Genomic DNA, 23,023 nt, shown 5'->3' with positions numbered 1-23,023 from the left:
CCCCTGTTCACCCGGGGCGCAATCGACTGCCCGCACGCCGACACAATGAAACGGGGGAGCGCAAACCCTCCTTCAATATGCCCCAACAGCCCCCGAAACGGCACCCCCCCAGCGGGATCTGGCCCCGGCCTCGTCAATCGTGGAAAGCGTCCCAGAACCCGCGCCACGCGCACCGTTGGCCACAAACGAGCGTTGACCCACATATGATGCACATCGTGACTCCTACCGATGCATCCGACTACAACGCACGGCACCTCTCGGTCCTCGAGGGGCTCGAAGCCGTGCGCAAGCGCCCCGGCATGTACATCGGCTCCACCGACCACCGGGGCCTCATGCACTGCCTCTGGGAGATCATCGACAACGCGGTCGACGAGGCCCTGGAAGGCCACTGCGACACGATCGACGTGCGCCTGCACCCCGACCACTCCGCCTCCGTCGCCGACAACGGCCGAGGAATCCCCGTCGACATCGTCCCCGGACAGGGCCTGACGGGCGTCGAGGTCGTCTACACCAAGCTCCACGCCGGCGGTAAGTTCGGCGGCGGCTCCTACGCGGCCTCGGGCGGCCTCCACGGCGTCGGCGCCTCCGTCGTTAACGCACTCTCGGCCCGCCTCGACGTACAGGTCGATCGCGGTGGCAAGACCCACGAGATGTGCTTCCGCCGCGGCGAACCCGGCGAATTCGACGACTCGAAGCAGCGCACCCCCAACTCGCCCTTCAAGCCGTTCGTGGACGGCTCGACCCTCAAGACGGTCGGCAAGGTGAAGAAATCCCAGACCGGCACGCGCGTGCGCTTCTGGGCGGACTTCCAGATCTTCCCGTCGACCGAGGGCTTCTCCTGGGAGAACCTGCTGGCGCGCGCCCGCCAGACCGCGTTCCTCGTGCCCGGCCTGACCATCAACTGCTACGACGAGCGCGGCGAAGAGGAACTCCACGAGAGCTTCCGCTTCGACGGCGGCGTCGTCGACTTCGCGAACTGGCTCGCCACCGACGGCCCCGTCACCGACACGTGGCACATCACGGGCGAGGGCACCTACAACGAGACCGTGCAGGCCCTGGACTCCGAGACCGGGCACCTGCGCGCCACCGAGGTCGAGCGCACGTGCGAGGTCGACATCGCGCTGCGCTGGGGCATTGGCTACGACACGAGCGTCCAGTCGTTCGTCAACATCATCGCCACCCCCAAGGGCGGCACCCACGTCACCGGCTTCGAGCAGGCGGTCCTCAAGACCCTGCGCGCCGCGATCGACAAGAACGCCCGCAAACTCAAGGTCGGCGCGAAGGATGGCCGCCCCGAAAAGGACGACGTGCAGGCCGGCATGACCGCCGTCATCACCGTGCGCTTCCCCGAGCCTCAGTTCGAGGGACAGACAAAGGAAACGCTGGGCACTCCCCAGATTCGCACCGTCGTCAACCGCGTGGTCTCCGACTGGCTGAAGGCCAAGTTCGCCTCCTCCAAGCGTGACGACAAGCAGCAGACCTCCCTCCTCATGGAGAAGGTCGTCGGCGAGATGAAGGCCCGCGTCTCCGCACGCCTGCACAAGGAGATCTCGCGTAAGAAGAACGCGCTGGAAACCTCCTCGCTGCCCGCCAAGCTCGCGGACTGCCGCCTCGAGGACGTCGAGGAGACCGAGCTGTTCATCGTCGAGGGCGACTCCGCCCTGGGTACGGCCAAGGCCGCGCGCAACTCCCACTACCAGGCCCTGTTCCCGATTCGAGGAAAGATCCTCAACGTGCAGAAGGCCTCGACCGCGGACATGCTGGCCAACGCCGAGTGCGCCAACATCATCCAGGTGATCGGCGCGGGCTCGGGCCGTACCTTCGACCTGTCCCAGGCTCGCTACGGCAAGGTCATCCTCATGACGGACGCCGACGTCGACGGCGCGCACATCCGCACCCTGCTGCTGACCCTGTTCTTCCGCTACATGCGCCCCATGGTCGAGGCCGGCCGCATCTACGCCGCCGTCCCGCCCCTGCATCGCATCGAGGTCGCGGGCAAGGGACGCAAGAAGCGCGAGTACATCTACACCTACTCCGAGGACGAGCTGCATCGTAAGCTCGCCGCCCTGCGTCGCTCGGGCCGCACGTGGAAGGAACCCATCCAGCGATACAAGGGCCTGGGCGAGATGGACGCAGACCAGCTCGCCGAGACAACGATGGATCGGGCGCACCGCTCGCTGCGTCGCATCACGCTGGCCGACGAGGAAGCCCTGCGCCAGGCGGAGGACGTGTTTGAGCTGCTCATGGGCTCGACCGTGGGTCCGCGCAAGGAGTTCATTGTCGAGGAATCCGCGGGGCTGGATCGTACGCGCATCGACGCGTAATCACGGGCAAAAATCCCCGCGCGCTGCACAACCGTTCACGCGCGTTGACCAAATGTCAAGCGCCAGTGTGACTAAAGGCCCGAATAGCCGGTAGGATATCTGCCATGACAGGACTTGCGCAGCGACTCACGCCGCCCGGGTCCGTCCCGTACCCGGGCAATCACCTCGGGTTGCGCTGGCGGCCCATGATCGGCCGCGATGCCCCCGCCGTGTACGCACTCATCTCCCTGATCGAAGACGACGACAATGCCATTCGGCGCACCTCCGTCGACGACATCGCGGACATGATGGAGGGCGAGAACGGGCGCGACTGGGTGGACACGATCGTCGGCCTGGACGCGAAGCGAAACATCTGCGCCGTGGCGTCCGTGCGCGTGCTGCGCGGCATTCACGAGGCCGCCACCGCCGTCGTCAGTGCCTTCATTCACCCGCACTGGCGTGGCCGAGGCGTGGGCCGGGCTCTGCTCTACTGGCAGGACGGGCGCGCCCGACAGATGCTCGTCGAGGAATTTGGAGCCGATTCTGAGGTTCCTGCCTCGATTTCGAACCTCGTCGACGCGCACATGACCGATCGTCGCCGCCTCTACATTGCGGCCGGCTTCTTTGCTAAGCGCACGTACCAGGTCATGTACCGTGACCTGGCCGGTGGCGAGGTGCCCGTGCCCGCGCGCCACGGATATCGCGTCCTTCCGTGGAACAAGGTTCCGCAGGACCAGATCCGCGCCATCCACATGGAGGCTTTCCAGCAGTCGTTCCGTTCGCCCCTGCGCGCCCTGTGGTGGGACGATGCGATGAACCACTTCGACACGCGTTGGTCGTTCGTGGCCGTGGATGCTCAGGGTGATGTCGTTGGCTACGCGATCACTGGACGTCCCGCGCAGCGCTGGGTGGCTACGGGCCGTCCGGAGGCTTACATCTACCTGCTCGGCGTTGCTGAGGCGCACCGCGGACGCTCCATTGCGAGCGCCCTCGTCGGGCACGCCGTCGCCGCAGCGTCCGCGTCTGGAGCGTCGCGCATTGGCCTCGACGTTGACATGTCGAGCCCGGACGGAGCGCATAAGATTTACGAACACCTGGGCTTCGTGGATGAAGCCGCCGAGGTTTACTACACGATCGACCAGTAGGGACGGAAGGAGGCGAGCATGAGCATTCCTCTCGCGCAGCGAGCAAATGCCCCCGAGTTCGTCCCCTTCCCGGGCGAACATCACGGGATCGAATGGGAGTCGCTGACGGCCGCCCATCACGACGGCCTGTCCGCGCTTTTCGCCCGCATGGAGGCCCGCGATAACCCGCCGTATCGCACCAGCCCGGACGAGGTCGAGGAGATGCTCTCGGGTGCTTCCCAGTGGCGAGGCCTCGTCGGGATCGCCCGCAGGGGTATTGCAGCGGGTCGAATCGTCGCCTTCGCGCAGGTGGTCCTGCGTTTCCCGGGGCGTGTGGAGTGCGTTTGCGTCGGGGGAGTGGACCCCGACTTTCGGCGCATCGGCCTCGGCAATGCGATCGTCGACTGGCAGGAGGGCACTGCCCGACAGATGCTGGCCGAGGTCGAGGGTGACGCTCCCGCCCAGATCACCTGTCACGTCGAGACCGGCCAGGACGATCTCGAGGCGCAGCTGAAGGTGCATGGCTTCCGCTGGACGCGCACCTACTACGAGCTGCGCGCCTCCCTGGATAGTCTTCCGCCGGTTCCTGACCTGGGTTCGTACATGAGCGTCGAGGCCTGGGGCCCCCAGTGGGAGGAACCCGCCCTGCGCGCGGCGAACCGCCTCAACGAGTCCGAGTGGGGTCGGCCCCCGCTCACCCAGGAGCAGTGGATGCAGGGGCGCACGGCCTTCGCTCCCGAATGGTCGTTCGTCGCCGTCGACCGCACGGGCGATCGTCCCCGCGTTGCCGGTTTCCTGCTGGCATCGTGTTACGAGCAGGATTGGGCGGCTCTGGGCTGGCGTGAGGGGTACATCGACCAGCTGGGTGTCTTGTCCCAGTGGCGCGAGAGCCGCGTCGCGGACGCGCTGATCCTGGCGTCGATGTGGGCACAGAAGCGCGACGGCATGGATCGCGCGGGCACGGGCGTGGGGTCCGCGAACCACACGGGCGCTCTCGCCATCTACGACTACCTCGGCTTCCGTACGGTCGGCCAGACGAGGCTCTACGCGATCGAAATTTGATCATGCGTTTCGCATGGTGGATGTTTCCGCGCATCCCCTTGTGTTACCGTCGTTACTTTTTCTTTGTCGGTGGGCGTTTTTCCTCCCGTTTTCCTTTCAGTTTTCACATAACTGCTCCCTAGGTCCTAATTGTCCGACCAATTGAATTCTTAGGCTCGCGACAGAGGCAGGAACGGCCTCGGCGCCATGCGCGTCCCCTCCCCACAGTGCGGAGCTAGCATGACATCTCAGTCGTCAGCACCATCTCGATCCATTCCGCCCCTGGTCATTCGAAGTGCCATCGTCGCCTCTCTCGGCGGCCTGCTCTTCGGTTTTGATACCGCCGTCATCTCCGGTGCGGAAGAAAAACTCACCGAGCTCTACGCTCTGTCCTCCACGGGCGAAGGCATGATCGTCGCGATCGCGACGATCGGTACGATTCTCGGCGCGATCATCGCCGGTAACCTGGCTGATCGCTTCGGCCGTAAGCCCGTCCTCTTCTGGATCGGCATCCTGTTCGGCGTGGGCGCCCTCGCAACCGCTCTTGCGCCGCTACCCACCCTGGTCACCGCTGCGGACGGATCGGTGTCGGCCTCGTCCGCGTTCCCGATCACTTTCTTCATGCTGTTCCGCTTCCTCGGCGGCATCGGCGTCGGACTGTCCTCCGTGGTCGCGCCCATCTACACCGCCGAGATCGCCCCCGCTCGCGTGCGCGGGCGCCTGGTCGGCTTGGTCCAGTTCAACATCGTTTTCGGTATCCTCCTTGCCTACGCCTCCAACGCGATCATCCGCGAGATCGCACACGAGGACATCGCCTGGCGTTGGATGCTCGGCGTCATGGCCGTCCCGGCCGTCTTCTTCCTCATCTTCCTGGCGACCGTCCCCGAGACGCCTCGCTGGCTCCTGGCCAACGGTCGCAAGGAGCGGGCCGTGAAGATTTCTGAACGCCTCACCACCTCTCGGGCAGAGTTCGACGAGCAGATCGCCGAGATAAAGGCGCAGATCGCCGAGGATGCTTCCGGCGGCAAGGTTGCCTTCTTCACGCGCCGCTACCGCAAGGTCATCCTCATGGCCTTCTGCATTGCGATGTTCAACCAGCTCTCCGGCATCAACGCGATCCTCTACTACGCTCCCAAGGTTATGAAGCTCGCCGGCGGCGAGGAGGTGCTCGGCGCGGCATTCCCCTACGTCGCCTCCGTCATCGTCGGCCTCATGAACCTGATCGCCACGATGGCTGCCCTCACCGTCATCGACAAGCTGGGTCGGCGCCAGCTCATGATCGTCGGCTCCATCGGCTACCTCATCTCGCTTGGCTTCCTGTCGGCAATCATGTTCGCCTACAAGGGGGGTGTCTTCGAAGAAGGCAGCGCCGTTCCGGTCTGGCTGATTCTTGTCGGCCTGCTCGCCTTCATCGCCTCGCACGCCTTCGGTCAGGGCTCGGTCATCTGGGTGTTCATCTCGGAGATCTTCCCCAACCGCGTGCGCGCCCGCGGCCAGTCTCTGGGGTCGCTCACGCACTGGGTGTTCGCCTTCGTCATTACCTACGCGTTCCCCGTGCTCGCGGATAAGCTGGGCGGGGGTTTCGCCTTCGGAATCTTCTTCCTGGCCATGATCGGTCAGCTATTCTGGGTCCTGAAGGTTATGCCCGAAACGAAGGGCATTCCTCTGGAAGAAATGGAAGAGAAGCTGGGGTTGACGAATGACTAGGATCGTGAACATCGGGGAAGCTCTCATCGACGAGATCACCCGCCCAAACAGTGAACCCGTCGAAGTTGTCGGGGGATCGATGCTCAACGTTGCCGCCGGCCTGACCCGGCTCGGCCACGAATCCGAGCTGGCGACATGGTTCGCCCGCGACGCTCGCGGCGATAAGGTGCGCGCTCACGCCGAGGCCGCCGGCGTCACCCTGACGCCCGGCAGCGACGGCGCCGAATTTACCACGGTGGCTCACGCCGCCGTCGACGAACGAGGCCATGCCACCTACGAGTTTGATCTGTCCTGGGATGTGCCCTCCGTCGAGGACCCGGACACCGTTGGGCACGTCCACACCGGCTCCTACGTGGTCGTCGTCGAGCCCGGCGCTGATAAGGTCCTGGCCGCCGTCAAGCGCCAGGCCATCCGCGGCACTGTGTCCTACGACCCGAACATCCGCCCCGCTCTGCTGGGTACGCCCGACGAGGCCCGCCCCCACATCGAGGCGATCGTGGCCCTCGCGGATGTCGTCAAGGCGTCGGACGAGGACCTCGAGTGGCTCTACCCGGGCCGCCCCGTCGAGGACGTCATCCGCGAGTGGTCGCAGTCCGGCCCGTCGCTGATCCTGTGCACGCGCGGTCCCTGGGGAGTCTACATCAAGGCTGCCGCCGAGCGTGACATGCTCGTCGTCGACCCGCTGGACGTCGAGCTGGTGGACACCGTGGGCGCGGGCGACTCGCTCATGGCCGGCCTGATCTCCGGCCTCGTGGACGCGGGACTCCTGGGTTCCGGCGAGGCAAAGCAGCGCCTGCGTGAGGCCTCGTGGGACCAGATCCTGCCCGCCATCCACCGCGGCATCATCACCTCCGGCATCACCATCCTGCACCAAGGCGCCTACTCGCCCACGCGCGAGGAGGTTGCCGACGTCCTGGCCGCCGACCCGACGCTGCGAGGCTGACGGGGGAGTACCTCTCAACTGATGGGTGTGGGCCCGGCCGAGCGGCTGGGCCCACACCCATATCCGCTGGTCTGTGGTCACTGCGCGATTCTCGGACGCGCTTGTCACTGTGAACAAGTAGTCATATGCTTGCAGAGGTCTCATAGTGTTCCGTGGAACATGTCATTTTCGGTCTTGGTATTCGTGGAGGTGACGCGTGGCTGACGTTGGCTTTGACTCCGATAACGGCTCCGTTAAGGACTTGAGCCCCGCTCCGCGAAAGGACGATGGATGGGATCCGCGCCAATGGTAAAGCCGAGACGAGCGCCTCGAAAAAGTAGACGCATGTGGGGAGCTTCGGCTGCCGCTCTCGTCATCGCCGCTAGCGTCACCACGCTCCCAACCACTCCAGCCCAGGCGGACAACGCGATCACCGCGGCGGACCAGGCGTACTTCTCATACTACCACCTGGATCAGGCTAGGGCAAAGGGGTATACCGGCAAAGGGGTAACCGTTGCCATCGTCGATGGGGAAGTAGATACTACTACACCCGAGCTGAGGGATTCGGATATTCACAACAAATCAACGTGTGAAGTGACCTCATCCGCATCTTCCAAGACCCATGGCACAGCTGTTGCTTCGATCTTGGTGTCATCTGTCTATGGAGTGGCTCCCGAGAGTTCTCTTCTGACTTATCAGATACCCGCCCCTAGCAGGGGAGATTCTGCATCTCCTTCGTGTACTGAAACTCAGAATGGCCTATCTAAAGTCAGTGTCCCGTGGCTGCTCAATCAAGCAATGAACGACGGTGCGCAAATCGTGAATTTCTCTGCTTCCAGCTCGCTTCAGGGTGACGAACTGAAATGGACTGTCGCGAGGGCATTGACCAAGGGCGTGATCATAACAGCTGCCGCTGGAAATGAAGCAACGGATGAAAACTCATCGTCGCTGTCCCAGTGGTCCGGAGTCGTTGGCGTCAGTGCGATTGGCGTCGATGGTAACCGTCAGGACTATTCGTCGTGGGGACAAGGCGTGACAACGACAGCCGTTGGCGGTCCGGTCAAAACGCATGACTTTGCGACGAATCAGATCGTTGAGACATCCGGTACATCATTCTCGTCTCCCATCGTCGCCGGTGTCCTCGCGCTCGCCCGCCAGAAGTGGCCGAATGCCTCGTCCAATCAGCTGCTCCAGCTCCTCGTCAAGACGGGCCTGAACCCAGACCACACCTGGAATCAGTACACCGGCTACGGCGGCATCGATCCAGGGGCAATGCTCAATGCGGATCCCACGACGCTGCCCGATGTGAACCCGCTCGCCGACAAGGGGAATGGATCGAGCCCGACACCCGACGAAGTGCAGCAGTATGCGGATGGTGTCGTGAACCCTGCGCAGATAGTCAACGACAACTCGTATTCCTACAGGGGCTTTGACGAATCCTTGATCACCGATCCGTTGGTCACGGTTCCCACGCACCTGGGAACCAGCCCCCGCTATCACGCAAAATAGGCGCGAAATAGAAGCTGATAAAGCGGTGGGGTGGCCGGGAGCAATCCCGGCCACCCCACCGTCACGACTAGAAGAGTGCGTCAGCCGATCGACGCAATCGCGAAGGTGATCGGAACGCCCGAGCCATCGCGGCGCTCGTCCTCGGCGGGCAGCTCCACAGGCGAACCGTCCGCGGACGCGGCCCGTGCCGGCTTTGTACCGACCCACGCGATATCCAGGCGATCCTCGCCGCGCAGGAAGCGCTGGCAGCGCACGCCCTGGCCGCCTCGACCCTTCGTGGGGTAGCACTCGAAAGGCGTCACCTTCACCGTCGTCTGGCCCGTTCCCGGCAGCGCACCTAGCGCCGCGGCTACCGTTACCACGACGGCGTCGATGGGAGCCTCGACCACCCAGAAGCCCAGGGCCTCGGCCCCGGCGTTCAGCTTCATGCCAGCCATGCCGCCGGCCGTGCGACCCTGCGGGCGCACCTTCGCGGCGGGGGTGCGCAGCAGCTGCGCGTCCGACGAAATAAACACCAGGTCCGCCTCGTCCGAGCACCGATCGAAGCCCACCAGACGGTCGCCGTCCTCCAGGGCGATGACCTCCCACTCGTCGCGCTGCAGCACGTCCGGTCGCAGGCGCTTGACCGTGCCGCGAGTCGTGCCCATCGCGACCACGTCGGTGCCCTCGGGATCGAGCAGACCCACTGCAGGAACGTCCGTGTGCAGGAGGAGCGACGCGGGCATCGCCCCAGCAAGGGACAGGCCCGTCTCAAAGCGGGGGAGTGCAGGCAGGTCGACGACGTCGATGCGGTGCGCGATGCCGTCCTCCGTCACCACAGCCACCTGTGAGCGAGCCGTCGACGGCAGTTGTACGCGCCAGCCGTCCGACGCCGCGCGCGGACCGGGTTCCAGGGGATCCCCGCCCTCGACGCGGGCGAGAGCGCCCGTGGAGGACAGGACCACGACGCACGGGTCGTCCGGGATCTGCAGGTCCAGGCCCTTACCGGAACGCGACACCGACGGCAGGGCCGCCAGCGCGGCATCGTCGGCGGCTGCCGCACCCACGGGCGTGCCCGTCGAGGCCAGCAGCAGCGTGCGACGCGGCGTACCCAGGCGATCCGAGACCTCGCGCAGCTCCTTCTTCACGAGCGCGCGCAGCAGCTCTGGATCCTCCAGGATCTCGCGCAGCGACGCGATCTTCGCCAGCAGCTCATCGCGCTCGGCCTCCAGCTCGATGCGCGAGAACTTCGTGAGGCGACGCAGGCGCAGCTCGAGGATGTAGTTGGCCTGGGCCTCGGACAGGTCGAACGCCGTCATGAGGCGCTCGCGCGCGATCTCCGCGTCATCAGAGGAGCGAATAATCGCGATAACGTCGTCGATGTCCAGGATCGCGATGAGCAGGCCCTCGACCAGGTGCAGGCGATCCTCGCACTTCTTCAGGCGGAAGCGGCTGCGACGCGTCGTGACATCCAGGCGGTGATCCAGGAAGACCTGTAGCATCTCCTTGAGGCCCAGCGTGCGCGGCTGGCCGCCCACGAGCGCCACCGCGTTGATCGAGAAGGAATCCTCCAGAGGCGTGCGCTGGTAGAGCTGCTGAAGCACGGCCTCGGGATTGAAACCGTTCTTTACTTCGATGACCAAACGCAGGCCGTGGATACGGTCGGTGAGGTTCTGAACCGAGGAAATGCCCTTGAGGCGTCCTGCGTTCGCGTTTTCCTTGATCTTTTCGATGACCTTTTCCGGGCCCACCATGTAGGGCAGCTGCGTGACGATGATGCCCATCTTGCGGGCGGTCACGCGCTCGATCTGGACCTTCGCGCGGGTCTTGAACGCGCCTCGGCCCGTCTCGTAGGCCTCCTTGATGCCCTCGAGGCCGACGATGACGCCGCCCTCGGGCAGGTCAGGGCCGGGGATGTAGCGCATGAGGTCTGCGACCGACGCAGACGGGTTATCCAGCAGGTGGATAGCGCCAGCGATCGTCTCCGACAGGTTGTGTGGGGCGACATTCGTCGCCATGCCCACGGCGATGCCCGAGGCGCCGTTGACCAGCAGCTGGGGGAAGGCCGCCGGCAGGACGTCCGGCTGCATGAACTGGTTGTCGTAGTTGGGGACGAAATCGACCGTGTCCTCATCCAGGCCCGTCACCAGGTCCAGCGCGGCGGGCGCCATGCGCGCCTCGGTGTAACGCGCGGCGGCAGGGCCGTCGTCCAGAGAGCCGAAGTTACCGTGTCCATCGACCAACGGAACACGCAGGTTAAAGGGCTGCGCGAGGCGCACCAGGGCCTCGTAAATCGCGGAATCGCCGTGCGGGTGGAGCTTACCCATGACCTCGCCGACGACGCGCTGGGACTTCACGTGTCCCTTGTCGGGGCGCAGCCCCATCTGATCCATCTGGAACAGGATGCGGCGCTGCACGGGCTTGAGGCCATCGCGCGCGTCGGGGAGCGCGCGAGCGTAGATCACCGAGACGGCATACTCCAGGAAGGACCCACGCATCTCATCGGACACGTCGATCTCTGTGATGTTCTCGTCCTTCTCAGGGATGTCGACGACCTGGTCCTTCTTAGCCATACGCGCAATTATTGCGCGGCTTGGCGCTCATTTCGACTGGCGCGCCGCTTCGGGGCACAATTGGGGCATGGACACATGGACCCGTATCGAACGTGGGGGCTTCTACCCCAAGGCCGTGCAGCGTGCGCTGCGCCGCGCTCTGGGCGCTGCGGAGCCGCTCGCGACGCTGTGCCAGGTGGATACGGGTTTCGACCGCGGATCGGTCTTCCGGCACCTCACGGTCGCCTCGCTGACGGACCGCGCCATCGTTCAGCTGCACGTTGATGAAATGGACGGCGGATCGGCGACGATTGCGACGGCCGTGCACCGCGTGGGCGACATCGCCGGATACTCCACGATGGAGGTCTACACGGACCCCGAGAACGCGAGCGGCCTGTCCGAGATGACGATCGCCCTGGACCTGAAGGGCGCACGCCGCCTCGAGCTCGAACCCGCCCGCTGCGACGATCCCAATTGCATGGCCGACCATGGCCTGACGGGCACGTCCTTCCCCGACGACATGACGTTCCGTATCTCCGCGGCCGCCGACGGTCAGGATGCTCTCGACGAGGCCATGGTCTTCGTCGATCATCTCGCTCGCCTGATGGGGACCCGCAGTGAGTGAGCGCGCACTGACGCTGGACCTGCCCGGTGCGGACCTGCCCGCCGCGGGGGATCCGGTCATCACGGACGTCATCGCTGGTGCCCTCTCGTCGATCGATTCAGCCCTGCCCGGCGCCTCCGCACAGGCGGGTGGCACCCTCGGGATCGAGGCCGGGGCTGATCAGGTGCTTCTCATCCTCGTGGATGGGCTCGGGTACGAGCTGATCCAGGATCACCTGGGGCACACGCCGACACTGCGCCGCATGAGAGACGATTGTCGCTCGATTCACACGGTCGTCCCTTCGACAACGGCCGCGGCCATCACGGCTTTCGGCACTGGTGCACGCCCGGGCGCCACCAACATGGTGGGCTTTTCCGTTGCCTACGGCGGTGGCGTCATGAACCTGCTGGCCATGGAGGGTGGGCCGGCGCCCACCGAGTGGCAGCCCACGCCCACGTACTTCGAGCGCCTGGCCGCGGTGGGCGTATCCTCCGCCGTCATCTCGCCCGCGCGCTTTGCCGGTTCCGGACTGACGGGAGCTGCGCTTCGGGGAGCGCGCCACGTGCCCGCCGAGTCGCTCAGTGACCGCGTGAGTGCAGCTCTGCGCGAGCTGCGCGCGGGCACGCCCGTCGTCTATCTCTACTGGTCCGAGATCGACCACGCCGGGCACAGCTCCGGCGTTGGATCGGATGCGTGGATCGGTTGCCTGGAAGAGTTCGACGCGGGGTTGTCCGCGCTGCTGCGCGGCCTGCCCGCGGGCGTGCGGACCGTCATGACCGCGGACCACGGCATGATCAACGTGGAGCACTCCGCCCTCGTGGACGTGGCCGCGACGCCCGCTCTGCGCGAGGGCGTGCGCATCGTCGCCGGCGAGACACGAGCCGTCCACGTGCACGCGCAGGAGGGCCACTCCGCCAACGTGGAGGCGCGCTGGCGCGACGTCCTGGGGGAGAGCGCGTGGATCCTCTCTCGAGATCAGATGGGCGCGCTCATCGGCCCCGGAGACGGTGCCTCGATCATCGGCGACCTGCTGGTCCTCACCCGCGGAAACGGCGGCATTGTGGATTCTCGAACCCAGAGTGCCTCGGCGATCGCGATGCCGGGCGTTCACGGCTCACTCACCTCGACGGAGATGCGCATCCCCGTCATCGTCCTGTCGTAAGACGACTACAGGACATACACGAAGCGGCCGCTCCTTAACGGGCGGCCGCTTGGCGTTTGCTCGGATTACGACTTCGAGCCGAAGAGAATCTCGTCCCAGCTGGGGACCGACCGGCGGGTCTTCTTCGAGGAAGTGCGCGCCATCCTCGAACCCGTCACTCCCTGAGCGGGAACGGACCCGGTCGCGCTCTCCTCGGCCTCGGCAGGAGTGGGATCAGTGGAATCGGACGCCTGCACGGCCTTCATGGGGATCGCGGGGGTCGCCTGCTCCTCGGCCTTCGCCTCCTCGCCGCCCTTATCCTCACCAGAGGACGCGGGGGTGTCGGAGAGCCACGGGAGCACGCCCGACGAGGCCGGGGCCTCGGTCTTGGGGGAGCGGGACGCCACCGGGATAGCGCCCGTCAGTGTCGGACGGGCAGACGGGATCTGACCGGTCGCGGGGAACAGCGTGTCCTCGGCGGGATCGGATGGTGCCTCCGCCTTCGTGCGAGCGGACGCGAGCGAATAGATGCGCGCGGAAATCGGGCCCGTCGACGTGTCGGGCTCCGCTGTGGGAGCCTCCTCCTCGCCGGCGATAGCTGCCAGGTACTCGGCCTCCTCGTCGACCTCATCGTCCAGGTCCAAATCAATCTGCTGGCGCTTACCACGCACGGCATTGAGCTGGTCGATGATCGCCTCGCGGTTGCGCAGGTCCTCAGCACCGGGGTCGACGACGGGAGCCGGAGCGTTGCGCGGCAGGGGAGTGAAGATCGAGGCCGTCGGGGAAGTGGACACCTGCTCCGTCAGCCACTGAGCCTCCTGATCGATCGCCTCGAGCGAGCCGGAGTTCGACAGATGCCAGTGGGCGGCGTGCTCGGCCGCACCCTGCACGAAGTTCACGATGATCTGCCAGGGCTCCCCGGCCTCGCGCGTCGCGGTCCACTCCAGAGACGACGGGTCGACGCCGCGCGCCGCCAGTCGATCCAGAACGAGGTCGCCCATCGTAGGGCCGCCGTCGCCAATGCGAACGGCGCGGGCGCGCGTCAGCGCATAATCCTTCTCGGCCTGCACGGGAGCCTCAAAACGCTCGACCGCACTGACTTCCATGCCGTGCTGCTCCGCGATCTCTGCCGGGGTCGCGCCGGCGCGCAGGAGAGCCTGAATATCGCGAGGAGCGAGGGTCGGACGAGCGGGCGCCAGCTCCACTCGCGGACGATCACGACGCGTCGCGCCGCGGAGCTCATCGGAAATCAACACCGAATAGCGTTCACCCTGGGCATCCGTGAGCACCAGGGACTCGCCATCGGCGCTGGTCCCGAGCAATTCGAGCTCAATCATCACTTCCTCCTCAAACGTCTAGGTCGAATCGTCTCAAATAATGCTCAGAATGTCGCGTAGCTGGGCGCGTGTCACACATACGATGGCACATTACTCTCACAAGTGTTATCCTCCCTGCGCATAGACCACTCGCGCAAACCGGCTCGAGAGGCGAAAGGGGAGAACCATGGCAACCGATTACGATGCGCCGCGCAAGAACGAAGACGAGGTCGCAGAGGACTCGATCGAAGAGCTGAAGTCCCGTCGCAACGACGCCGGCTCCGCCGAGATCGAAGAAGACGAAAACGAAGCGGCTGAGAATTTCGAGCTTCCCGGTGCGGACCTGTCAAAGGAGGAACTGACGGTCCACGTCGTTCCCCGCCAGGAAGACGAGTTCACCTGCTCGCAGTGCTTCCTCGTGCACCACGCGTCGCAGCTCGACCACGTGGACGCCAACGGCGCCCCCGTGTGCACCGAGTGCGCGATGTGAGGTAGGACGATGTTCGGACGCAAGAAGAAGACTGTCGAAGAAGAGATCGAAGAGGTCGAGGCCCTGCCTCGCCTGAGCGACGAAGACGCTGCGATTTGGAGCGAGCCCGGCCCGCGTAACTACGGGGAGGTCGACACCAGCGACGGCTACGTCGACATGGGATCCATCCTGTTCCCCGCGGTTCAGGGCATGCAGCTGCGCACGCAGGTCGCTGATGACGGTACGACCGTCCTGCAGATCCTCGTCGTGCTCGGTAGCTCCGGCATCCAGATGAGCGTTGCCGCCGCGCCCCGTTCCGGTGGCGTATGGGAGGAGCTGCGCGAAGAAATCCGCAAGGGCTTCGAAGACCAGGGCGCCAAGGTCGCCGACTACCCGACGCGTTACGGCAACGAGCTCCTCGTCGACATGCCGATGCAGATGCCTGACGGACGCTCCGCGACCTCGCGCATGCGCATCATCGGCCGCGAAGGCGACCGCTGGTTCGCCCGCATCGACATCCTCGGCCCCGCCGCCGCGAACGAGGAAGCCGGCGTCGAGATCGAAAAGGTCATCGACCGCATCATCGTGCGTCGTGACGAGCACCCGCGCACGCGCCTGGAGCTGCTGCCCGTGCACCTGCCCGCGGGCGCTCAGGAGGCCTGACATGGCCTCGTGGTTCGCTAAGGTCGGTGCCGCGCTCGGACTCGACAAGGACGCGCGTTCCCTGGATGCCGCCCTTGACGAGGACTCGGCGCGCGCCGCCCGTGGTATCACGCCGATTCGAGACGTGGCCGACCGCTCTCACGTGCTCGTGTTTGGCACGCTGCTGGGCATGACCTACCCGCCCGAGGAGGGCGCCCAGCGCGTCCTCGTCGCGACCCTCTATGACGGCACCGACACGCTGGAGCTGCGCTGGCCCGGACGATCCTCCATCCCCGGACTGAGCGTCGGCCAGCGGCTCGAGGTCGAAGGCACCGTTGGACGCGTGGGTGAACGCCTCGTCATCATTAACCCGCTGTACCGAGTGATCGCGGGGGAGGGCTGATGCCGACTCCTCGCTGGATGGATCAGGCCACCTCTGAGGAATTCTCCTGGTCACGAGCCCTGGGCGGCACACGCGGCGTCATTGAAGCCACCGCGCCCGGAATCCTTTTCGTCATCGTTTTTGTGGCCACGCGCGACCTCCTGCCAACGCTTATTGCGGCCTTGGCCGTCGCGTTGATCGCCTGCGTGATCCGCCTCGTCCAACACCAGGGGATGGGGCAGGCGCTCTCCGGCCTCTTCGGAGTAGCCATTGGCGTCATCTTCGCGGCGGCGACCGGGCGTGGAGAAAACTATTTCGCCTGGGGCATTGCGACGAACGTGGCCATGGCGCTTGCTTTCGCTCTGTCCGTCCTGTGCGGGAGAAGCCTCGTCGCCCAGTTTTACGGTCCGCTGACCGGCCTGGTGAAGGGCTGGCAGTCCGACCCCGACCACGCGTCCCTGCGCCGCAGCTGCAACTTACTCACGTGGATGTGGGCGGGAATCTTTGCCCTGCGCGTCGCCGTGCAGGCACCCCTGTGGCTCACGGGCCAGGTTGCGGCTCTCGGCGTCGCCAAGTTGGCCCTCGGACTCCCGCTCTTCGCGTTGGGAGCCTGGGCCACCTGGTGGAAGCTGAAGGTTTACTCCTCGGTGTCCTCGTCCTCGGACTCCTCCGAGACAGGGGACGCGACCAGCTGACGCAGGTCCTGCAACTCAGCGGTGTCCGCATCGGGCACGAGGAGCAGGAGCTCGTCGGAGGCCTCGAACACGTCGTCGGCGCTCGGCGTAATCGGACGACCGTCGCGCAGAAGCGCAGCGAGGACTGAACGGGCCGGCAGCTGCAGGGAATGGACGCGCTTGCCCACAACCGGGGAATCCTCCGGCAGGATGAGCGCGTGCATCGACACAGCGGCCGTGTTGAAGGAAAACAGACGCACCGGAACGCCCACCGAGACCGCCTCTTCGACGAGAGACGTCATGATGCGCGGCGTCGACACGGACACATCCACGCCCCACGCCTGATCAAACAGCCACTCGTTCTTCGGGTTGTTCAAGCGCGTAACCACGCGGGGCACCGCGAACTCAGTTTTTGCCAGCAGGGAGATGACCAGGTTCGCCTTGTCGTCGCCGGTCGCGGCGACCATGACGTCGGCCTCGGCCACGCCCGCGTCGTGCAGCGCGTCAGGCGAGCACGCGTCGGCGAGCACCCAGTCAGCGTCTGCCACGGACGAGATGCGCAGCTTCTCGGGCATGTTGTCGATCAGGGTGATGTCGTGACCGTGAGCGAGCAGCTCCAGGGCAACGCTGCGACCCACCGATCCGGCTCCAGCAATCACAATCTTCATGCTCACACCTCCGTCTTGGGCGGGTTAGCCAACTGGTCGCGCAGCTGCGCGGTCTCGGTCCCGTTGATCGCGAAATACAGCTGATCGTGCTCCTGGACCACCAGATCCGGCGATGCGGTGCGGATGGATCCCAAGCGTGACGTGAAGACGATGCGGCAGCCTGTGAGGTCCTCGACAACTTGGAAGCTCAGGCCGTACCAGCTGGGGGAGGGCGTCGCATTGACGAGGCTGACCGCGCCGGTCGGGTGGGACCAGATGAGCGACGCGTCCGGAGGGAGCAGGCGGCGCATCACCGACTCGGTGGTGCGCTGCACCGAGGCGACCGTCGGAATCCCGAGGCGTTCGTACAGATAGGCGCGCGTGGGGTCGTAGATGCGTGCGACCACGTGCTCGACGTGGAAGACCTCACGTGCGACGCGCGCGGCGATAATGTTCGAGTTATCACCTGATGAGACGGCCGCAAACGCGTACGCGTCCTTAATGTTCGCTTGACGCAGGCAGTCGCGGTCCATGCCCACGCCCGTCACGCGACGACCGGAAAAGTCCGGGGAGAGGCGAGAGAAAGCCTTGGAATCCTGGTCAATAACCGCCACGGAATGACCCGCGGCGTCCAACGTCGATGCCAGGCGAGCGCCGACGCGCCCGCAACCCATGATCACAAAGTGCACGACTACCAAACTACTCCGGTCCTCGCGAAATAGCCATGCGTGCGCTTCGGCGCTGCCACTGTCAGGCTCGGTGGACTACGCTTAACATCCGTGATGAACTTGTTGGCCTACGCAAAGCGCGTGCTCATCGGGCGCCCGATGCGATCGGACGCGATGGGCCACCAGCTTCTCCCCAAACGAATCGCCCTGCCGATCTTCGCGTCGGACGCTCTGTCGTCCGTCGCCTACGCGCCGGACGAAGTCCTCCTCACCCTTGCGCTCGCCGGTTCGATGGCCGCGCTTCAGTCCGTGTGGGTGGGTGTCGCCGTCGCGATCGTGCTCGCGGTCGTGGTCGCGTCGTACCGTCAGACGGTGCACGCCTACCCATCGGGCGGCGGCGATTACGAGGTCGTTACCACGAACCTGGGCCGTTCCTGGGGCCTGGTCGTGGCCTCGGCGCTGCTGGTCGACTACATCCTGACGGTAGCCGTCTCGATTTCGTCGGGAGCCAACTACATCACGACGGCCGTCCCGGCCCTCCTCGGCTATGAGGTGCCGATCGCCGTTGCGCTTGTCGTCATTCTGGCGACCCTGAACCTGCGCGGCACCCGTGAGGCCGGCGGAGCGTTCGCCGTGCCCACGTATCTGTACATGGGGGCCATCGGCCTCATGGTCGTCGTCGGATTCGCGAAGATGGCCACAGGACACCTCGGTGAGTCGCCCACCGCCGCCTACGACCTCGTCGCCGCTCCCGGCCACGCCGACGGCCTTGCCGGACTCGCTGGTGCCTTCCTGCTCATGCGCGCGTTCTCCTCGGGCTGTGCTGCACTCACCGGCGTCGAGGCCATCTCCAACGGCGTGCCCATGTTCCGCCGCCCCAAGTCCCGCAATGCGGCGACCACGCTGGCGATGCTCGGTCTGATTGCCGCCTCGATGATGATCTCGATCCTCGTGCTGGCGCGTGCGACCGGCGTGAAGATCGTCGACGACGCCGCGACCCAGCTGACCTACCAGGGCGTGCCCGTCCCGGAGAACACGCCCATCGAACCGGCGATCTCGCAGATCGCCTCCGCAGTGTTCGGTCAGGGATCGATTCTCTTCATCCTCATCACCGTCGTCACAGGCTTCATCCTGGTGCTCGCTGGAAACACGGCGTTCAACGGCTTCCCGACGCTGGCATCCGTCCTGTCGCGCGATTCCTTCCTGCCCCACCAGATGGTGCGCCGCGGCGACCGCCTGTCGTACTCGAACGGTATCGTCGTCCTGACCGTCGCCGCGATCGCGCTGATCGTCGGCTTTGAGGCACAGACGACGCGCCTCATCCAGCTCTACGTCGTCGGAGTCTTCATCTCCTTCACACTCTCGCAGCTGGGCATGATCAAGCACTGGAACCGGCAGCTGCGCTCGCGCCAGTCCGGCCAGGAGCGCATGGCGGTCCTGCGCTCGCGCGCCGTCAACATCGTCGGCTTCATGATGACCGGCCTCGTGCTCATCATCGTCCTGGCCACGAAGTTCACGCACGGCGCGTGGATCACCCTGCTCATGATCGCGATCGTGTTTGGCATCCAGATCTCGATCCATCACCACTACGAGACGGTCCGCTCGCAGCTGCGCGTGGACGACTGGAATGCGCGCCGCGCCCTGCCGACCCGCGTGCGTGCCCTCGTCCTCGTGTCCTCCCTGTCGCGCCCCGCCATGCGAGCGATCGCGGCGGCTCGTGCGTCCTCGCCGACGTCGATCGAGCTCGTCTCCGTCGTCGAGGATGACGAGGAAGAGAACAAGATCCTGCGCCAGTGGAAGGCCTCCGGCGTTCCCGTGCCGCTGACGCTCCTATCCGCGCCCTACCGAGACATCGCCTCGGTGATCCTGCAGTATGTGCGCGGGCGCCGTCGCGCGATGCCCACCGAAATGCTTGTGGTCTACATGCCGCAGTTCCTTGTCACCCACTGGTGGGAGAACATCGTGCACAACCAGTCGGCCCTGCGCCTACGAGCCGCGCTCCTCGGTGTTCCCGGCGTGGTGATTACCGTCGTCCCGTGGCAGCTCGGCGAGGATGACGTCGTGGAAGGCCGTCAGCGCGTCAATGACCCGTTCTCGCGGGTCGCAGCGCCGGCCTCCGGTGACTCGAAGTCCCGTACCGAGCAGCCCGGCACCACTCGCAGCGAAAGCCCCACCGAGGAGAACGCATGAGCCCCCGCCCGTCCCGCCGTCGTCCCTCTCCGCGCCGTCGCACCGCAGCCGTGCAGCCCCGCGAGGGGATCGGCGAGATCCTCCAGTTGACCGTCGGCGAGCCCGCACACGGAGGCGCGTGCGTCGCACGCGACGAGAGCGGGCGTGTTGTCTTCGTACGCCACGCGGCACCTGGTGAGATTGTCCGCGCGCGGGTGACCGCCGTCCAGAAGAAGCTCGCGTGGGCGGATGCCATCGAGGTCGTCGAGGCCTCGGCCGACCGCGTTGAGTCCGTCTGGCCCCAGGCCGGTCCGGGAGGCGTCGGCGGCGGGGAGCTCGCGCACTTGACGCCCGCCGCACAGCGCGACTGGAAATCCCGCGTGATTGCCGGGCAGCTGCGCCGCGTGGGCGGAGAACCCCTGTCCGATGCCGTGGAAGCCCTCGGTGGAGTGCATGTCGCTCCCGCGCCGGGCGATGAGGATGCGAACGATCCGCTGACCGGTCGCCGCTCTCGCATTGACGTCGTTATCGACGCGGATGGGCGCGCCGGCATGCACGAGTTCCGCGGCCGCCGCGTCATCGCGCTCGAGGACATGCCGCTGGCTGTGCCCGCGATCCGCGAGCTCGGACTTTTCGATGAGGACACGCCGTGGCGTCGCCTGTGGAAGCCGGGTGACCGCGTGCGCGCGGTGGCCCCCTCCGGCGGCGATCCCGTCGTCCTGATCGGCGAGGACACGTACGCCACCGACGGCCTGCGCATCGACGCCGACGTGTTGCGCTGGAACGTGCCCGTCGGCTCCGGCGTCGAGTCGTACTACGTGCGGCCCTCCGGTTTCTGGCAGACGCACGTGCGCGGCGCCGAGGTGCTCGCGAACGCCGTGCTGGCTGCTGCTTTCGGCGCAGGCGAGGCCGGGGCTGGTCGCGCGGTCATGGAGCTGTACTCGGGTGCTGGCCTGTTCTCCGTGCCGCTCGCGCGCGCCGTCGGCGAGTCGGGGCGCGTCGTGACGCTCGAGGGTGACGAGGGCGCCGTGCGTGACGCCGGCGAGAACCTCGCGGCCTTCGACTGGGTGGACGCGTTCGCCGGAAACGTGGATCGCGAGGGTGTTGTCGACCTGTCTGGCCAGCTGAGTGCCGTGCCGGACGTCGTTGTGGCGGATCCGCCGCGCGCCGGTGCGGGTGCCGAGGTGTGCGAGGCGATCGCCGCCACGGGTGCCCCTCGCGTCGTCCTGGTGTCCTGCGACCCGGCGGCGGGCGCACGCGACCTGCGCACCCTCACCGAGGCCGGATACCAGCTCGAATCGCTGCAGGCGTGGGACCTCTTCCCGCACACCCACCACGTGGAGATGGTCTCTGTCCTGAGCCGCTAGCGGCTTCTTCTGCGCTCCTGCATGCGCGAGCCCCACGACGTCTGCGTGCGGGCCTCGATCGCGCGGCGCTGGTCGCGGTACATGCGATCCACCAGGTCGCGCTCGGACACCCATCCGACGACTCGGCGATCCGCATCCACGACCGGCAAAGACTGCAGGCCCGTGCGCCGCAGCGCCCCGAGAACCTCGGACGGGGGAGCGGAGGCGGCCACGGCCTCGTCAATGAGAGGCAAATCCGACAGGGGCGCGTCGAGCGATCCGTCCTCCTGCGTGAGCTCGGCCAGGCGCAGCGACGACACGAGTCCGATGAAACGTCGGTCGTCGTTCATGACGGGCAGTACCGTCTCCTTCGTGCGGCGCAGGGCGGCAATCGCTGACGCGGCGCTCGCCTCGCACGGGAGTTTCTCGGGAGCTTCCGTCATCCACTCGGAGGCCGCGCGCGTGCCGAGCAGCGTGCCCTCGACCGGGTCGTCGAGGACGTCGCCGCGGCGGCGCAGCTTCTCCGTGTAGATTGTCGCGCGCGTCAGGAACCGCGAGGCACCCATCGCGATCACAACCGCGAGCATCATCGGCAGGATCAGCGAGAACTGGCCGGTCATCTCCACGATGATGAGGACCGCCGTCATCGGGGCACGCGCGGCACCCGCGAAGGCGGCTCCCATGCCCACCACGGCAAACACACCGACGGGAGAATCCGACAGAGGCGAAATGACGTCTCCGAAGGCGGCGCCGGCCATTGCGCCGATGAACAGCGTGGGCGCGAAGACACCGCCCGAACCGCCCATACCAATGGTGAACGACGTGAACACAGCGCGGCCCAGCATGAGGGCCAGCAGGAACGCGATCGAGTAACTCCCCGCGATCGCGTCCTCCTCGAGCGGATAACCCGAACCGTACATGTACGGGAAAGCAACGAGAGCTGCGCCGAGGGCGAGGCCGAGCACGCCCGGACGCGCCCACTCGGGCAGGTGCGTGCGAGCCCACAGCCAGTCGATCGCGTCCTCTGAGGCGTACAGGAGCTTGGAGAAGCCGAGGCCGCACAGCCCCGCGACGAGGCCGAGGAACGCCACCCACCAGATGTCCGACATCGACGCGAAGGTCAGGTTGTCGGCGACACGAATGACCATCTCGTCGCCCTGCAGGATGCGCGCGACCACCGAGGATGTGACGGCTGACAGCACGACGAAGCCGAAGGTCTCGGCCGTGAACTCGACGAGGATCACCTCGAGGGCGAACACCGCGCCCGCGAGTGGCGCGTGGAACGTGGCCGCAATGCCGGCCGCCGACCCGCACGAGGCCAACAGGACCACGCGGGAGACGGGCATACGCAGCCACGAAGCGATGGTGGATCCCAGCGACGCGCCCACCTGCACGATTGGGCCTTCGCGTCCCGCGGACCCGCCCGAGCCGATGGTCAGGGCCGAGGCCAGGATCTTGACGATGGCGACGCGCCCAGGGATGCGCCCACCCTTACGGCGCACCGCGAGCATCACCTCGGGGATCCCGTGTCCCTTTGCCGAGGGCGCGAAACGCTGGATGAGCGGCCCGTACAGCAGGCCGGCGATGGCGGGGGAGAGAAGTAGGAAGAGCCACGGCGTCCAGCCCCAGACGCCGTGCGGCTGGCCGACGTGGGTCGTGTATTCGTCGAAGCCGGTGGACACCCACGTCCACGCGCGAATCGCGAGGTTAAAGACGACGGCTGCCGCGCCGACGACTGCGCCAACGAGTGCGGCGGCCACGCCGAGCAGGGAACGATGCGCGGCGACCGCATGGCCGACGCGCAAGCGAGTCCCCGTAGCCGGTTCCT

19 protein-coding genes are annotated in these 23,023 nt (G+C 66.2%); 14 read left to right on the top strand and 5 right to left on the bottom strand.

Translation table 11 applies throughout. The annotated features are described in order from the left end of the window. Positions 1 to 203: 203 nt before the first annotated feature. The 6 genes from ACTODO_RS06770 to ACTODO_RS06745 all read left to right on the top strand — a co-directional run bounded on the left by ACTODO_RS06770 (position 204) and on the right by ACTODO_RS06745 (position 8,606). Complete coding sequence (locus tag ACTODO_RS06770) at positions 204 to 2,324, top strand: DNA gyrase/topoisomerase IV subunit B (RefSeq protein WP_003792589.1); 2,121 nt, start codon at positions 204 to 206, stop codon at positions 2,322 to 2,324. Positions 2,325 to 2,509: 185 nt separating this feature from the next. After that, the gene (locus tag ACTODO_RS06765) at positions 2,510 to 3,448 is read left to right on the top strand and encodes a GNAT family N-acetyltransferase (protein WP_003792587.1); all 939 of its coding nucleotides are present in this window, start codon (positions 2,510 to 2,512) and stop codon (positions 3,446 to 3,448) included. A gap of 18 nt (positions 3,449 to 3,466) precedes the next feature. Next, positions 3,467 to 4,489: an N-acetyltransferase gene (locus tag ACTODO_RS06760; protein ID WP_003792586.1), complete on the top strand. Its 1,023-nt coding sequence runs from the start codon at positions 3,467 to 3,469 to the stop codon at positions 4,487 to 4,489. A gap of 219 nt (positions 4,490 to 4,708) precedes the next feature. Beyond that, the gene (locus ACTODO_RS06755) at positions 4,709 to 6,175 is read left to right on the top strand and encodes a sugar porter family MFS transporter (RefSeq protein WP_003792585.1); all 1,467 of its coding nucleotides are present in this window, start codon (positions 4,709 to 4,711) and stop codon (positions 6,173 to 6,175) included. Then, entirely contained in the window at positions 6,168 to 7,118 is a 951-nt protein-coding gene (locus tag ACTODO_RS06750) for a PfkB family carbohydrate kinase (protein WP_003792584.1), read from the top strand. Before ACTODO_RS06755 ends, ACTODO_RS06750 begins: the two co-directional genes overlap by 8 nt. A gap of 270 nt (positions 7,119 to 7,388) precedes the next feature. Next, the gene (locus ACTODO_RS06745; RefSeq protein ID WP_034512247.1) at positions 7,389 to 8,606 is read left to right on the top strand and encodes a S8 family peptidase; all 1,218 of its coding nucleotides are present in this window, start codon (positions 7,389 to 7,391) and stop codon (positions 8,604 to 8,606) included. An 80-nt stretch (positions 8,607 to 8,686) separates the two neighbouring features. Here ACTODO_RS06745 and ACTODO_RS06740 read toward each other — a convergent pair whose 3' ends face one another. Continuing rightward, on the bottom strand, positions 8,687 to 11,158 hold the full coding sequence (locus ACTODO_RS06740; protein WP_003792582.1) for a DNA gyrase/topoisomerase IV subunit A: 2,472 nt from the start codon (positions 11,156 to 11,158) through the stop codon (positions 8,687 to 8,689). A gap of 67 nt (positions 11,159 to 11,225) precedes the next feature. On the opposite strand from ACTODO_RS06740, the gene ACTODO_RS06735 reads away from it, so the two are divergent. Both ACTODO_RS06735 and ACTODO_RS06730 read left to right on the top strand, forming a co-directional pair. After that, a complete protein-coding gene (locus tag ACTODO_RS06735; RefSeq protein WP_003792581.1) occupies positions 11,226 to 11,762 on the top strand; it encodes a DUF5998 family protein in 537 nt (178 codons plus the stop codon). After that, positions 11,755 to 12,903 carry an alkaline phosphatase family protein gene (locus ACTODO_RS06730; RefSeq protein ID WP_003792579.1) on the top strand — a complete coding sequence of 383 codons (1,149 nt, stop codon included), beginning with the start codon at positions 11,755 to 11,757 and terminating at the stop codon, positions 12,901 to 12,903. The genes ACTODO_RS06735 and ACTODO_RS06730 overlap by 8 nt, the downstream gene beginning before the upstream one ends. Before the next feature lie 65 nt (positions 12,904 to 12,968). On the opposite strand, the gene sepH is transcribed toward ACTODO_RS06730, so the two are convergent. Next, on the bottom strand, positions 12,969 to 14,219 hold the full coding sequence (sepH, locus tag ACTODO_RS06725; RefSeq protein WP_003792578.1) for a septation protein SepH: 1,251 nt from the start codon (positions 14,217 to 14,219) through the stop codon (positions 12,969 to 12,971). A gap of 166 nt (positions 14,220 to 14,385) precedes the next feature. Here sepH and ACTODO_RS06720 point away from each other — a divergent pair, with 166 nt between their 5' ends. Genes ACTODO_RS06720 through ACTODO_RS06705 form a run of 4 tightly spaced genes read left to right on the top strand, consistent with a single transcriptional unit; the run spans position 14,386 to position 16,386 of the window. Next, positions 14,386 to 14,688 (top strand): DUF4193 domain-containing protein, encoded by a 303-nt coding sequence (locus ACTODO_RS06720; RefSeq protein ID WP_003792577.1) that lies wholly within the window; start codon positions 14,386 to 14,388, stop codon positions 14,686 to 14,688. A gap of 9 nt (positions 14,689 to 14,697) precedes the next feature. Further along, entirely contained in the window at positions 14,698 to 15,330 is a 633-nt protein-coding gene (locus tag ACTODO_RS06715) for a DUF3710 domain-containing protein (protein ID WP_003792576.1), read from the top strand. Between the two features lies 1 nt (position 15,331). Beyond that, the gene (locus tag ACTODO_RS06710) at positions 15,332 to 15,712 is read left to right on the top strand and encodes an OB-fold nucleic acid binding domain-containing protein (protein ID WP_003792575.1); all 381 of its coding nucleotides are present in this window, start codon (positions 15,332 to 15,334) and stop codon (positions 15,710 to 15,712) included. Beyond that, on the top strand, positions 15,712 to 16,386 hold the full coding sequence (locus ACTODO_RS06705) for a DUF3159 domain-containing protein (RefSeq protein WP_034512244.1): 675 nt from the start codon (positions 15,712 to 15,714) through the stop codon (positions 16,384 to 16,386). The genes ACTODO_RS06710 and ACTODO_RS06705 overlap by 1 nt, the downstream gene beginning before the upstream one ends. Here ACTODO_RS06705 and ACTODO_RS06700 read toward each other — a convergent pair. Then, positions 16,329 to 17,033, bottom strand: a complete 705-nt coding sequence (locus tag ACTODO_RS06700; RefSeq protein ID WP_003792573.1) for a potassium channel family protein — start codon at positions 17,031 to 17,033, stop codon at positions 16,329 to 16,331. The genes ACTODO_RS06705 and ACTODO_RS06700 overlap by 58 nt on opposite strands. 2 nt (positions 17,034 to 17,035) lie before the next feature. Then, positions 17,036 to 17,686, bottom strand: coding sequence for a potassium channel family protein (locus ACTODO_RS06695; RefSeq protein WP_131332847.1), 651 nt, complete (start codon positions 17,684 to 17,686; stop codon positions 17,036 to 17,038). 108 nt (positions 17,687 to 17,794) lie between these two features. On the opposite strand from ACTODO_RS06695, the gene ACTODO_RS06690 reads away from it, so the two are divergent. Together ACTODO_RS06690 and ACTODO_RS06685 are read left to right on the top strand one after the other, a co-directional pair. Further along, positions 17,795 to 19,870 (top strand): APC family permease, encoded by a 2,076-nt coding sequence (locus ACTODO_RS06690; protein WP_003792571.1) that lies wholly within the window; start codon positions 17,795 to 17,797, stop codon positions 19,868 to 19,870. Further along, on the top strand, positions 19,867 to 21,216 hold the full coding sequence (locus ACTODO_RS06685; RefSeq protein ID WP_034512239.1) for a class I SAM-dependent RNA methyltransferase: 1,350 nt from the start codon (positions 19,867 to 19,869) through the stop codon (positions 21,214 to 21,216). Before ACTODO_RS06690 ends, ACTODO_RS06685 begins: the two co-directional genes overlap by 4 nt. Here ACTODO_RS06685 and ACTODO_RS06680 read toward each other — a convergent pair. Next, positions 21,213 to 23,000, bottom strand: a complete 1,788-nt coding sequence (locus tag ACTODO_RS06680) for a chloride channel protein (RefSeq protein ID WP_003792569.1) — start codon at positions 22,998 to 23,000, stop codon at positions 21,213 to 21,215. The genes ACTODO_RS06685 and ACTODO_RS06680 overlap by 4 nt on opposite strands. Between the last annotated feature and the right edge of the window lie 23 nt (positions 23,001 to 23,023).

Origin of the sequence: Schaalia dentiphila ATCC 17982, from assembly GCF_000154225.1 — a bacterium.
In the GTDB taxonomy this organism is placed as follows: Bacteria; Actinomycetota; Actinomycetes; order Actinomycetales; family Actinomycetaceae; genus Pauljensenia; species Pauljensenia dentiphila.
Note: the sequence above shows the minus strand (reverse complement) of the source record. Positions and strands in the feature narration are given on the sequence as shown.